The organism is Flavobacterium sp. RSP49, assembly GCF_003968735.1.
Lineage (GTDB): Bacteria > Bacteroidota > Bacteroidia > Flavobacteriales > Flavobacteriaceae > Flavobacterium.
Genome location: NZ_RYDN01000032.1, coordinates 1 through 13985 on the forward strand (window position 1 = coordinate 1; position 13985 = coordinate 13985).

The 13985-nt window shown below is 36.4% G+C and carries 12 protein-coding genes and 1 pseudogene; 8 read left to right on the forward strand and 5 right to left on the reverse strand.

Annotated features, from left to right (window positions below):
- The first annotated feature begins 507 nt into the window (after positions 1 to 507).
- Both EKM02_RS12505 and EKM02_RS12510 read left to right on the forward strand, forming a co-directional pair.
- Positions 508 to 960, forward strand: coding sequence for a hypothetical protein (locus tag EKM02_RS12505; RefSeq protein WP_126455659.1), 453 nt, complete (start codon positions 508 to 510; stop codon positions 958 to 960).
- A gap of 513 nt (positions 961 to 1473) precedes the next feature.
- The gene (locus EKM02_RS12510) at positions 1474 to 1683 is read left to right on the forward strand and encodes a hypothetical protein (RefSeq protein WP_126455661.1); all 210 of its coding nucleotides are present in this window, start codon (positions 1474 to 1476) and stop codon (positions 1681 to 1683) included.
- On the opposite strand, the gene EKM02_RS14835 is transcribed toward EKM02_RS12510, so the two are convergent.
- The gene (locus tag EKM02_RS14835; protein ID WP_234423195.1) at positions 1664 to 1837 is read right to left on the reverse strand and encodes a hypothetical protein; all 174 of its coding nucleotides are present in this window, start codon (positions 1835 to 1837) and stop codon (positions 1664 to 1666) included. The genes EKM02_RS12510 and EKM02_RS14835 overlap by 20 nt on opposite strands.
- Positions 1838 to 1894: 57 nt before the next feature.
- Between EKM02_RS14835 and EKM02_RS15090 the strand changes: the two genes are divergently transcribed.
- Positions 1895 to 2170, forward strand: coding sequence for a hypothetical protein (locus EKM02_RS15090; RefSeq protein WP_234423196.1), 276 nt, complete (start codon positions 1895 to 1897; stop codon positions 2168 to 2170).
- Positions 2171 to 2399: 229 nt separating this feature from the next.
- On the opposite strand, the pseudogene EKM02_RS12515 reads toward EKM02_RS15090, so the two are convergent.
- Positions 2400 to 2936, reverse strand: a pseudogene (locus EKM02_RS12515) (transposase); the annotation flags it as partial.
- Positions 2937 to 3205: 269 nt separating this feature from the next.
- Between EKM02_RS12515 and EKM02_RS12520 the strand changes: the two are divergent.
- The 5 genes from EKM02_RS12520 (at position 3206) to EKM02_RS12540 (ending at position 7524) form a co-directional block, all read left to right on the forward strand.
- A complete protein-coding gene (locus EKM02_RS12520) occupies positions 3206 to 3436 on the forward strand; it encodes a hypothetical protein (protein WP_066082045.1) in 231 nt (76 codons plus the stop codon).
- Positions 3426 to 3773 (forward strand): type II toxin-antitoxin system PemK/MazF family toxin, encoded by a 348-nt coding sequence (locus tag EKM02_RS12525; protein WP_126455663.1) that lies wholly within the window; start codon positions 3426 to 3428, stop codon positions 3771 to 3773. Before EKM02_RS12520 ends, EKM02_RS12525 begins: the two co-directional genes overlap by 11 nt.
- Before the next feature lie 204 nt (positions 3774 to 3977).
- Entirely contained in the window at positions 3978 to 4916 is a 939-nt protein-coding gene (locus EKM02_RS12530) for a hypothetical protein (protein ID WP_126455665.1), read from the forward strand.
- Between the two features lie 67 nt (positions 4917 to 4983).
- Positions 4984 to 5523: a GNAT family N-acetyltransferase gene (locus EKM02_RS12535; protein WP_126455667.1), complete on the forward strand. Its 540-nt coding sequence runs from the start codon at positions 4984 to 4986 to the stop codon at positions 5521 to 5523.
- 549 nt (positions 5524 to 6072) lie between these two features.
- Positions 6073 to 7524 carry a flavin-containing monooxygenase gene (locus EKM02_RS12540; protein ID WP_126455669.1) on the forward strand — a complete coding sequence of 484 codons (1452 nt, stop codon included), beginning with the start codon at positions 6073 to 6075 and terminating at the stop codon, positions 7522 to 7524.
- 479 nt (positions 7525 to 8003) lie between these two features.
- On the opposite strand, the gene EKM02_RS12545 is transcribed toward EKM02_RS12540, so the two are convergent.
- The 3 genes from EKM02_RS12545 to EKM02_RS12555 are packed head-to-tail and all read right to left on the reverse strand — an operon-like array spanning position 8004 to position 13954.
- Positions 8004 to 8822 (reverse strand): MOSC domain-containing protein, encoded by an 819-nt coding sequence (locus EKM02_RS12545; RefSeq protein WP_126455671.1) that lies wholly within the window; start codon positions 8820 to 8822, stop codon positions 8004 to 8006.
- A 45-nt stretch (positions 8823 to 8867) separates the two neighbouring features.
- Complete coding sequence (locus EKM02_RS12550; protein WP_126455673.1) at positions 8868 to 11225, reverse strand: multicopper oxidase domain-containing protein; 2358 nt, start codon at positions 11223 to 11225, stop codon at positions 8868 to 8870.
- 2 nt (positions 11226 to 11227) lie between these two features.
- Positions 11228 to 13954, reverse strand: a complete 2727-nt coding sequence (locus EKM02_RS12555) for a heavy metal translocating P-type ATPase (protein WP_126455675.1) — start codon at positions 13952 to 13954, stop codon at positions 11228 to 11230.
- Positions 13955 to 13985 lie beyond the last annotated feature (31 nt).

A 13985-nucleotide genomic window follows, 5' to 3' on the forward strand; every position in this document is an offset into this window, starting at 1 on the left:
TTAGCGGATTTGTTAGTTCACCTCTGTTTTCCTTTGAATAAATTTAGTGTTTTTTATCTAATACAAAGTAAAGGCGGTTTTGCAAACCGTGCCCATTCCAATTGGTAATTATAACACTTAGTCGGTAGGTAGCCGAAGAAATAAAGCTAACAAAACCATAAAAAAAACTGACATTAAAACGTAAAAAAGCTATCCCGCTTTAAGGATATAGCTTTTCTGACTTGTTTTATCTGCATTCGTTGGCGGGCACGGTTTGCAAAACCGCGCTATCCTTAGTGACACTATATCTGATAGGTCGGGTCGTGGGATTCAACAATATAAGTTGCTTTGATAATTTATAATAATTTATTTCTATATTTGAAAACAGGTAAAACGTAACAAACCTTCGCCAATCTACCCATATTTGGGTGTATATGCGAAAGTTTGTATCGCCTATAGACAAGTTACAGGAGAGTTAAACCAAAAAAGAGAATTCGAAAACATAACCAAAAAAAATCTTCATTTTAAATGTCTGAATATTATCCGAAAATATCCGAAAGGCAAACTGACGAAATAATTGAAATTGCAAACTCGTCAACTGAAGTTTGGCAACAAGAAGTAATTAATCAAGCTAAAGTTGAATTAATAAAAAGGAATATTACTGAAAAACAGCAAGATGATTTTTTTGAAAAAAAAGCTGAAGAAGTTAATGATTATTTTAAAAATCTAGAGCTAAAAAGAAAATCAAACGAATTTGAAAAGTATAATATTTTTGAAATGATTATTATTGCTATTGTTTCTCCTTTTATTCTTATTAGACAATGGAGAGTTCTATATCAACTGAAAGAGGAAAATTATACTTTGAAATTTAAACAAAGATTTGTTATGTTGAGTTTAGGAATGATTATTTGGTTTGGGTGCTTTTATTACTCATTTAAAAATTGGCAAAAAGCTGAATATAATAATGAATCACGATATTAAACAAATAAAAACCCTCCTGTAACAGCTGTTTTGAGCTATCTGGAGTTTAGTGGGATTACCGTTTCGCATCAAGTTTTCGTTAAGCCGAAAACTGAACGTTTACGCACTTCCAGCCATCTCAAAGCAGCGGGACGTTGTGCGTCAGTTTGGCGGAACGAAACAGAAATTAAAATAAAACCCCACCATAAAAATAATGGGGTTTAGTATTCAAAGCATTTAAGAAGAATAGAGAGACAAATTCTCTATTTCAGTCCAGCGACTGTATAAAAGCTAAAGAAAACTATGTGTAAACTTGAGAAAATTGGCAAATGGGTTAAATTAATTAACTCGTTAGTCAGCTTGATTAAAGTGGTCGCATCGCTTTGGTAAAACGTGTTAAGACACATTAAAATCTGTATTTAAATCAAATCAAATCGAATTCTAAAGCCAAGTCGTGGACTGCTGAGAGGGACTAACCTCCCTCTCTTTTTTTAAACTTTGAATAAAAATGTAACAAATTTAAAATCTATAAATATGAATTTTGTAAAAGTAACCGCAACACGTTGCACACAATCAGGAGATACAAGAGGGCAATTCCCGAAAGAATTTTATATAAATATTGACTTAATTGGAGGTTTTATGGGTAAAGATATTATTCCAAAATCAGGAGAATATTTAATTTTTGGTGGCGCTAATTTTAAGGATATTAAATTAGTTGAAGATATTAATCCGAAAGATTTATAATGTATTCTTCTTTAATTTCTTCCTCAACATATCTGAAAGCATTTTTAATTTGTTTTAAAGTATATCCTGTAATTAATGGATAAATCTTTTCTTTAAGTTCTTGTTGTTTTTTCATGTTATCTTTAGGGTCAAAGAATTTAAATTTGTCTGACATAATTTTAATTTTAACTTTCATTCCTTTAAAGTGGCGGAATGATTAACCACATATTTTATGAGTAAATTTTGGCTGAAAACCTTATCGATTATTTATGATTTAACACTTGTATTTTTATACTTAGTAACTCCATATATAATTGCAAAATTTGTATATATATTTATTGAACCTTACAATTTAATTACAGTAATTATATTTGTTATTGTTTGGATAATCTTAAATTTTTTAATTTACGCATTAGGTCTTTTTTTAATTAAAGTATTGAGATATTATTTTGATGTGATTCATGAATCTTTAGAAGAATTAGAAGATTATAGACGCAATAAAAAGTAACGAAAAAACCGAACGCACAACAGCTAGGGTTTCGTTGCGTGCGCAGCACAAACAATGAAACCCGGGTTGAACGGAACCGATTCCACGTCCGTCAACCTATGCACTTATCGTAAAAATTTTAGAGAGAATTACAAGAGGCAAGCGAGCCTCTTTTTTTTTGGAGTGTTTTCTGCTTGGTTTTTTTCGTGTGTTCCTTCACTTGTGAACATAAGTTCCCTTACCCATCCCGCTAATTAGCGGGACAGAAACTTGAACTTTGGCTACCGCCAAGATACCAAGCAGGCGGACCGCGCTGGTCAAAAGCTGCTATTCGGTGTAAATTGCCTGTTTTACAACAAGGACACTTGGGCATAAAGGTCTTTTTCTCTGCTTTTTCTAACATCTTCACTTGCAGCTTTTCCTGCAAAAGCTTGAGCTTTTGTCGCTTCCAAGTGCTGCTCAAAAAACCGTAATGTCGGATCTTAACACCCGAGCCCAAAGGGCGAACTGACGAAGTAAAACGTTTGGGCAAAATATGCAACGCAAAACGCCTGATAAATTCATGATGCGTGAGTGTCATTTGTTTTTTCACACCCGCTACTCGGTAATCCTTATAAGTAAAAGTCTCGTTTTCATTGTCAATGTTCTTGATTCGATGGTTGCTAATGGCAATTTTATGGGTGTATCTGCCCAAATATTCCACCACAGACTTTGGACTTCCAAAAGGCTTCTTAGCAAATACAACCCAAGGCTTGCGCCACAATTCTTTCCGGATTTGTTCGTATTCTGTGCAAATGGATTTATATTTTGGGATACTAAGAGCAATATTTAACCCTTTTTACGGACTGTTTTATTTTAATAATCATAAAGCGAGTTTTGCCAGAACGAGTTTTAATTGTAGTTTAAATAACATATATTTACTCACTGTTTAACCAAATACAGTTCGTTTAGAGGGTTTTAGACGAACTGACGTTGTGCGACATGCGAAAAAAAAAATCGTACTAAACAACTTCATGCCTAAAAAAGATATACCTTTGTGATATCAAATTAAAACATATGAAAACAGTATCACTTAAAATAGATGATTCAATTTTCGGAGAAACCGAAAAAATTCTTTCAAGAATCAGTATTCCTAGAAATAGATATATCAACGAAGCAATTGAATATTATAATAAAGTACAGAAAAGACAAATTTTAGAAAAAAGACTTAAAGCCGAATCCGAATTAGTCAAAAAAGATTCAATGAACATTTTAAAAGAATTTGAAAAAATTGACTATGCAGATTAATCAATACGAAATTTGGATTGCTGACTTGAATCCACAAATAGGAACTGAGGCAGGTAAATCTAGGCCTGTTCTAATTGTTCAAACAAATTTGCTGAATAAAGTATCGCATCCCTCAACAATCGTTTGTCCAATAACTACAAACGTTGAAGATGATTCTGATATTTTAAGAGTTCATATTAAAAAGGGAATGGCAAATTTACATGAAGATTGCGACATAATGATTGATCAAATTCGAGCAATCGACAACAAAAGATTATTTAAAAAAGTTGGAAAATTGCCAACCGATTTAATTGAAAAAATAAAAGAAAATATTGCGATTATCATGGACCTAGAATAAGCACGATCGCACAACAGCCATTTGGCAAGATTGCGAATTTTGTGGTAAATTCACTTATACGTTTCGCAAGAAATTTTATCTTTAATGGAAAATATAAAGTTCCGAACTTCGCAACTGACGAGAAGCGGCGGAACTTTATATGATAGCTTAATCTCCTAAAAGAGAAGCTATAGTAGAAGCGAGAAAAACTTTGAAAAATATTCTATGAATAAAACAACTAATACACTGTTACTACTATTTTTAGCAGTCTTTATTTTATCCTGCCAGAATAACAAAAAAGTTCATACAGAGGTAAAACAAGTAAATCAAGATAGTTTAAAACTTCGTGAAATCATTGCTCAGAAGAAAAAATTTTTCCTTCAATATTGGGGAGGAATGACTACTAGTGAATTTCGTGAAGTAAATAAATTTTTGGTGTCTGAAGGGAAGTTGTCACATATCAACGAACAAGACAAGTACTATTATCAGGTGGAAAATTGCGGAACAGAGTTCTATCCTTATTTTGCGGACGGGAGATTATACGAAATCACATTATCGGCATCAGAATGTCTATACAAATTATTCCAAGAAAAATACAAATTACCTGCTCTAAAGAAAATAACTTACCAAGAAAAATCTGTTTGGGAGGACAATCCTAAATATAGCCCCGCAATGTCATATCTTGATGAAAATAACAAGTTAATACGATTACCAAATGCTTTTATAGATAGTTCTAATCTAGCAGGTTTAAAGGACGAAGAAAATAAAGGTATTAGTAGTGAAATGTACGTTCTACAGCAGGATTCAATTTCAGTTAAAACCTCTACCGCCGACATAATAATTTCACAACATCTTGAACAAAGTCAAATACACAAACCAAGTATAGAGTATTCTTTAGATAAGAGTCCTGAAATGGCTAAATATAGAAAAAGTGATGAGGGTGATAAGATGCTAGGTGGTTTATTTGCTACAAAACAATCAAGTTTTATTAACACAAATTCTAGATTTAGGAAAGTAATAAGAAACACTGAGAACATTATCTACATAAGGTATATTTCAACGGAATACAAACATAAAAGAAAGTTGGATAATGACAAAAACGACGAACAACAAAAACTCTTAAAACAAAAAAAAGCTGAAAATGAAGCTATCAAGGAAATATAATATAACAGAGGAGTTAAGAAAAACTGAAGATTTCACCCAAAATTTTAAAATTAGAATAAAACCAAAAATGAATAACTTAAATTTTAATACGGAAAGATTGAATTTGCGAACAATCGCGGAAAGTGACATTGATAACATTCACAAATTACATAGTTTGGCTGAAATTGATGAATTTAATACATTAGGAATTCCAAATAATATTAACGAAACCAAAATTATTGTCGAAAATTGGATTTTTAACAATAATTTGGAGAATAACAAGCATTTCTCTTTTGCGGTCGAATTAAATGGAGAAAAAGAATTTATCGGATTAATTGGAATAAATTTAGGAAAAGAAAAGTATAGAAATGCTGAAGTTTGGTTTAAATTTGATTCCAATTATTGGAATAAAGGTTATGCTACAGAAAGTTTAAAAAAAATAATAGCTTTTGGTTTTGAAACATTAAAACTTCACAGAATTGAGGCAGGTTGCGCGATCGGAAATATTGGCTCAATAAGTGTTTTAGAAAAAGTTGGAATGTCAAGGGAAGCGCATACAAGAAAATTGCTACCTCTAAAATCAGGTTGGTCTGATAATTATGGATATGCCATTTTATGTACTGATTAAAAATAAAAATCCCCGCTAGCGCAAGCGCAATGTCATTAAGTTAAGATTTTATACCAGCACCAGATGGCTCTGAAATACACTCAGTTTTCTCTTTAACAGATAGCGGTTTTGCAAACCGTGCCCATTCCAATTGGTAATTATAACACTTAGTAGGTCGCCGAAGAAAGAAAGCTAACAAAACCATAAAAAAAACTGACGTTAAAATGTAAAAGCTATGCCGTTTAAAGGATATAGCTTTTCTGACTTGTTTTATCTGCATGCGCCGGTGGGCACGGTTTACAAAACCGCGCTAACCTTAGTGACACTATATCTGATAGACCTGGAAATTTTAAAAGCCAAATTATTAGTTGGACAAAAGAATGACCTCAACGCTACATCGTGTTTATTGAAAAATAAATCTGTCGTTTAATCCTAATAAAAACCCCTTCTTTTTCACTTCAAAAGGTTTTCATAGCAATTACAAACACCGTTATTTAAGAAAAAGTAATGGTGTTTTTTTATTGCTACAATTTTGTATTTTGCAACAGCATTTAATTCTAAAATAAAAACATGAATACTAATCATATCGATATTATTATAATAGGAGCGGGTTTATCCGGTATAGGCGCTGCGTGTCATTTGTCACGTAAAAATCCAGACAAAAACTATGTTATTTTAGAGGCAAGAGCGGAACTTGGAGGTACCTGGAGTTTGTTTCAATACCCTGGAATCCGTTCCGATTCGGATATGTATACTTTTGGGTATTCCTTCAAAACATGGGAGGATCAAAAGTCTTTCGCCGACGGACCTTCTATATTAAAATACCTGAATGAAGCCGCAGACGAATATAAAGTGCGAGAGCATATCATCTACAATCAACGCGCTCTTTCTTATAACTTCGATACAGAAAAAAAATCATGGACGGTCACTACCGTAAATACCGTCACGGAAGAAGAAACAGTTTATAGGTGCCAGTTTATCTTTAGCTGTAGCGGCTATTATAATTATAACAAAGGGTACACTCCTGAATTTAAGGACCAATCCCGTTTTGAAGGTAAAATTGTCCATCCTCAAAAATGGCCTGAAAAATTAGATGTTGCCAATAAAAAAGTGGTTATAATTGGCAGCGGCGCCACTGCTGTGACCATCCTTCCGGAGCTTGCCGCCGAAGGGGCACAAGTTGTCATGCTGCAACGATCGCCAACCTATATTGCTGCTTTGCCCAATAAAGACAAAATTGCTGCTCGCCTCAAAAGGCTGTTTCCAAAAAAAGTAGCTTATAGACTGATTCGTTATAAAAATATTTTCTACGCTATTGTCTTTTTTAATCTGTGCAAGTTCTTTCCAGAGGCAATGAAAAAATTCATTATAAAAGGGGCTGAAAAGGCTTTGGGTAACTTTCCCGTGGACCCTCATTTTATACCCAATTACAATCCATGGGAACAACGTTTTTGCATTGCGCCAAACGGAGATTTTTTTAGAGCCATCAGAAAAGGGAACGCAGCGGTAGTTACGGATCATATCGATTGTTTTACAGCAAATGGGATTTTACTAAAATCGGGGAAGACACTGGCCGCCGACATTATAATCACCGCAACTGGACTTGATTTAGTGGCGTTTGGAGGCGTAAAAATTCAACTGGATTCGCAACCTTTTGATGTTTCTAAATCTTTTGTCTATAAAGGCCTCATGTTAAGCGACCTGCCCAATTTCTTTATTTTTGTTGGCTATACCAATGCTTCGTGGACGTTGAAAAGTGACCTTACCAGCGAATATATATCTCGGGTTTTAAATTATTTGGACAAACACCATTATAAAGCGGTGCAGGCAAAAGTAGTCGAGACAAATTTAAAACCGGTTCCACTACTCAACCTGAATAGCGGCTACATTAACAGAGCAGCGAATACGCTTCCTAGTCAGGGAAACAAAGCACCTTGGCGTATTTACCAAAATTATGTGCTGGATTATAAAATGCTTCGCTTGGATGCCGTTAAAGACAAACGACTTACGTTTTTCAAATAAAGGAGGTTCAAGAGTACAGTAAAGAATTGGGTACTAATAATCCGGAAGTAAACGGTCTTCGAGCTCCAAAATCCTAATAAAACCTGAGAACGTTTAACAACATATCAATAATGCAAATTAAATAGATTGTCAAAGTATTTAAAACACGTTTAGAGCAATCTAAACGCCCAATTCTTTGGCTAAAAGAAAAATCATGCTATTATTACTGCATTGATGATTGAAAGGTAAAACGGAATGAACGTGGAAGATCATATGATTAACGGAAACCAAAATCACACGGAACAAAAACATAAAAAAAATTGATTTGATTGTTTGTACATACGTTGTAACACACAAGAGATGAACAAGAATAGTATTAGTCGGGTTGCTCTGCAGCGTCTCCCGACTATTAATACTATTTCAGTAAGCAATAAATTTGAGTAAGAAATCTGGAAACTTAGTCAACGAATTACCTCATATTCGCGAAAAGAAAAGGCCATTTAAATAGAAATCAAAATGGTAATAGCATCACCAACAGTAACAAGACCAGTTCCAGAACCGATCAAGTTTTGTCCAAACAACACATTATTTCCCGATGTCCTGTATTTTGCCAAAGTCCGCAAAGGATCTTTTCCTGATGTCACTCCTTTTTCTTGGTCTACAGTTGTCATTACGCATCTCCCGCAAGGTTTCACTCCAAAAAAAGTCAGCTCACCTATTGTGAATTCTTTCCAAGAATCCTCTTCATAAGCGTCACCACCTGTAACAACAAAATTAGGTCGAAACCGATTCATCGGCAGTGCTTTTTTTAAACGGGAATTCAAATCATCCAATGACGATTGACCAATCAACAAAAAAGGATAGCCATCCGAAAAAGAATTAATATCAGCTTGCGTAACGGCATATTTAGCCTCTACTTTTCGGTGACTTTCCTCAGGCATGTATACCAAACGAGCCGAAAATCCCAATATTCGAGAAAACCAATCTGAAACAACCGAATCTACTTCATACGCCTGAATGGAGTCCTCCCAGACCATCACATCAATTTTAGTTTCGGCTTCCGAAAAAGATTGCTGCAGCGGAAACTGTATTGTTTCTAATTGCACGCGATGTGTAATCTTTAGGAAATCCCCTATAATTTCAGGCAGAAAAAGAGCTAATCCCGGATGTTCCCTTTGCGACAGAAACATTCCGTTTTCATCAATCAACAACCAACGGCGGTCGTGTTCCAATCCACGATCGGTCACTTGAGCTTTTTGCAATTTAATTCCACCTAATGATTTTACAGGATAAATCCAGATTTCTGAAAGTTGTACCATAGCACTCTATTTTTCCCAAAATTACAAAAACAAAGTATTCCGTTTTTAATAATTCAAACTCAATCCAAAACCCATTCCCATATCGCTGTCATAATGCGTGGTAATTCCAAAATTTCTCTTGACTATGTACCGCAATCCCGCCATGTATTCTTTGTCCGTATTCCACATTAAATTCATGCGCAATCTTTTAGAAACCGGAATATCCATGCGTTCAAATTGCAACCTGAAATTCCCGTCGGTATACACTTCGGCTTGCGCTTTAATCAGCATTGGCATGGTATATTCGACTCCGGCACTAAAAACGGCGCGATTGTCTTTGGTATTGGTTTGCCCAAAAAGATTCTCTTCCATTGCTCCCATTTCCATTTTTCGATACCGCCAGTCAAAACCAATAAATGGCATTAACCACTGCATTTTCCCTAAATATCGTCCAATATGCGTTTCCGTTTCATACCCGTGATGATCGGTATAACCCAAACGCCATTCGGTACCAATACTCCAACGCGTGTTTTGAATCATCAGCATTCCATCGTTCCCATTGGTGGCAAAATCATTTTCAGCCATCACATGGAAGGCTCTGTCATCGGCAAATAATTTGCGTTGCGCTAATTTTGGATTTGGAATCAAAGGATTTGGCTCTTGATTTTCATAACTAAAAACGCGACCCATTCCCGCCATCATGTGATAGAGAATGTGACAATGAAAAAACCAATCGCCTTTAACATTCGCATTAAACTCAATCGTATCGGTTTCCATCGGCATAATATCGATGATGTTTTTCATGGGAGCGAACTCTTTCTGACCATTCAGGACTCTAAAATCATGCCCGTGTAAATGCATCGGGTGGCGCATCATGGAACCATTGAAGAGTACAATTCGAACATTCTCTCCTTTTTTAATTAAAATTTTATCGGCTTCAGAAACCACTTTATTGTCCAGACTCCACACGTAGCGATTCATATTTCCTGATAATTCAAACCGTAGTTCTTTTGTCTCCCCAGCCTCCGAAGGGGGAGTTGGAAGCGTTGTTATAGTGGGTGATTTCAGCATGGCATAATTTAAGGTAGTAATATCAGATAATGCATTACTATTATAATCTTCCTCCGTCATTTTCATACCATCCATCTTCGGAGCGGTTGCCTCCATTTTCATTTTTCCCATATCATGAGACGAATGATCCATCTCCACTTCTTGTTGTGTTCCTTCTTTAGAATCTATAGGCCCCGTAATTTCAGGATACATTACTACATTCATATCCATTTGGTTCAGCGACATTTTCATTCCCATATCATCTAAATCGCCATTCATTTTCATCATGCCGTTCATCATTTTCATTCCTTCAAAATATTTTAATTTTGGCAAAGGCGACATCAGTTGCTTGATTCCATCTCCTAAATACAACGAAGCTGATTTAGTTCTATCCTCCGAAGTAACTAAAAATTCATACGCCGTTTTATCTGCTGGAATCGTTACAACAACATCATACGTTTCAGAAACAGCTACGATTAATCGGTCGACTTCAACTGGTTCCACATCGTTTCCATCACTGGCCACCACGGTAATTTTTCCACCGGCATACGTCAGCCAAAAATAAGTAGAAGCGCCACCATTGGCAATCCGCAACCTCACTTTATCTCCCGCTTTGAACTTCCTCAACCCAGACCGCTCTTCAAAGGAAAGGGGAGAAGAAACGCCATCTATTTTACTTTCATTTTTGCCGTTGATCAAAAACTTATTGTAATACACATCGCTTACATCCATCGCATTCATTCGTTTCCATTCATTGGTAATTTTTGTCTTAAAATGTCCTGCTTTTATGGCTTCGGCATAGCTCTGGGTAGTTCCTTTTTGAATTGCAAACCAATCGGTTGCATTGTGCAGCATCCGATGGACATTTTTTGGATTTAAATCCGTCCATTCACTCAAAATGATTGGAACGGTTGGTAAATCATCAATTCCTGCTCTAAAAGTTGGATCCTCATTTCGTTTTTTCATAACAAAGGAACCGTACATCCCAATTTGTTCCTGCAACCCCGTATGACTGTGGTACCAATGTGTTCCGTGTTGAATAATTGGAAACGTATATTTATGGGTGGTATGCGGTTTTATTGGCATTTGAGTCAAATAAGGCACGCCGTCTTCTTTATTGGGTAAAAACAATCCGTGCCAATGCAGTGAAGTATCTTCATTTAATTCATTGTGTACATAAATTTCGGCAATATCGCCTTCGGTAAAAGTAAGTGTTGGCATGGGAATCTGTCCGTTTACGGCAATCGCTCTTTTGGGTGTATCGCCAAAAGTGACAATCGTATCCCGAACATATAAATCATACCGAACTACTTTTTGCGCTTCAGCATTCCAAGCAAAAAGCAAGAGTATAATTATTATGGAGTATTTTTTCATAATTAAAATTTTAAATTACGCAATCGCAACGCATTTGCAATTACTGAAACAGAGCTGAAACTCATGGCCAAAGCCGCAATCATTGGCGAAAGCAACACGCCAAAAAACGGATACAAAACACCCGCTGCAATTGGAATTCCAAGCGCATTGTAGAAAAAGGCAAAGAATAAATTTTGCTTAATATTTCGCATCACCGCATGACTTAAGTTTTTGGCTTTCACTATTCCTTGCAAATCGCCTTTCACTAACGTTATTTTGGCACTTTCGATAGCCACATCTGTTCCTGTTCCCATGGCAATTCCTATGTCGGCTTGTGCCAAAGCCGGCGCATCGTTGATTCCATCACCTGCCATGGCTACAATTTTTCCTTCGGCTTGCAATCGTTTAATTTCTTTGAGCTTGTCTTCAGGCAAACAACCCGCTTTATACGAACTCAAATGTAACTCCTGAGCCACTGCTTTTGCAGTATTTTCATTATCACCGGTAAGCATGATTACCTCAACTCCCTGACGCATCAGTTCTTTTATAGCTGTGACGCTTGTGGCTTTGATGGCATCTGTAATCGAGACAAATCCCACCGCAATTCCGTCAATTGAAATATAAGAAACCGTTTTTCCGAGTTTCTGTTCGGCGATAATTTTATTTTCTAATTCTTCGGAAATCGTGGCATTTACCTGCTCCATCAATTTTTTATTTCCGAGCGCCACTTTTTTATCGACTACGGTTCCAATAACTCCTTTGCCGGAAATCGCTTCAAAATCCTTGACTTCGATTAATGAAACTACTTTCGCTTTCGCAAAATTGACTACGGCTTGCGCCAAAGGATGTTCGCTATACTGATTTAAAGAAGCAATACTTTGCAACAAAGAATCTTCTTCATTATTTAAAGAGAATACTTTTTCAACAGAAGGCTTTCCTTCCGTAATGGTTCCTGTTTTATCGGTAATCAGCACATTTACTTTATTCATATTCTCTAACGCTTCGGCATTTTTTATCAAAACTCCAGATTGCGCTCCTTTACCAACACCAACCATCACGGACATGGGCGTGGCCAATCCCAAGGCACACGGACAAGCAATAATTAATACTGCAATCGCATTGATAAATCCATACACCAGTGCGGGTTCAGGACCAAATTGTGCCCAAACAAAAAAAGTGATTATGGAAACCCCAACTACAATTGGTACAAAATATTTAGCGATTCTGTCCGCTAGTTTCTGGATTGGTGCTTTAGACCTACTGGCAGTGTTGACCATTTGTATAATTTGCGAAAGCACCGTTTCCGAACCTACCTTTTCAGCAATCATCACAAAGGATTTATTGCCGTTAATGGTTCCGGAGCTAATACTATCGCCTGTTTTTTTATCTACAGGAATGGGTTCACCTGTTATCATCGATTCATCAACAGTACTTTCTCCATCGGTAATTTTGCCATCCACCGGAATTTTATCTCCCGGTTTTACCCGCAATAAATCTCCTTTTTTGATATCATGAATCGAAATCACTTTATCCCCTTCATTGCTAACCAAAACAGCTTCGGTTGGCGCTAACTTCAATAATTCTTTTATCGCTCCACTAGTTTGACTGTGCGCTCTGGCTTCGAGTAATTGCCCCAATAAAACCAACGTTAATATCACCGTTGTAGCCTCAAAATAAAGATGAACCGCTCCGTTATCCGTTTTAAATTCATCCGGGAAAATAGCGGGAAAAAACAATCCAACCAAACTAAACAGAAAAGCGACTCCAGAACCAATTCCAATCAACGTAAACATATTGAGATTCCAAGTAACTATAGATTTCCATGCACGCTCAAAAAACATCCAACACGCATAAAAAACGACAGGAAGTGAAAATAATAATTGTACCCAATTCCACTTTTCTAAATCCATAATTTTCATTATTGGATTATTCGGAATCATATCTGACATGGCAATAATAAAAATGGGAACTGTAAAAACTACCGCTATTTTCATTTTGCGGACTAAGTTATTGTACACTTTATTTTCTTCAGAAGCGGTGGGTTCCATTGGTACTAAATCCATTCCGCAAATGGGACAGGAACCGGGACCGTTTTTGATTACTTCGGGATGCATCGGACACGTGTACCTTGTTTTTGCAACACTCAATTCGGGAACTTTTTCCAGATTCATTCCGCACACAGGGCAACTTCCCGGTTTATCATAGACTTTTTCCCCCTCACAATGCATCGGACAATAGTATTTGCCTTGCGCAGTAGCGGGTAAAATTACGGTTGATTTCTCTTGTGGTTTATTCGAACTGCAACACGATTTCTCGATTGTCTTTTCCTTTGCTTCAGATTCTTTTTCTAAATACATATTACACACCGGACATCTTCCTGGTTTGTCATACACTTTGTCCCCTTCGCAATGCATGGGGCAATAATATTTCCCGGGAGTGCTAGGATTTTCCTCCATTTTACTCTCAGCATGCTGATGCTTATCATTACCGCAACAGGATTTCACCTCCGCTTCTTTTTTTATATTGTCAGATTGCTCTTTAGGATGGCTCATCTCTATGGTATACTTTCCAGCAGCTGTAAGTGCTTCTTGTAATTTCTCAGTTGGAATGTGTTTTTCCATTGTTATGGTCGCGGTTGCAGCGTCTAAAGAAACGACCGCATCAGCTCCATCGATGGCGTTCAATGTTTTCTCCACCTTGCTACGACATCCGTCGCAAGACATTCCAGTGATTGAATAGGTATGTTTCATTTTGAAGCTGTATTAAGTTAGCTATACAAAT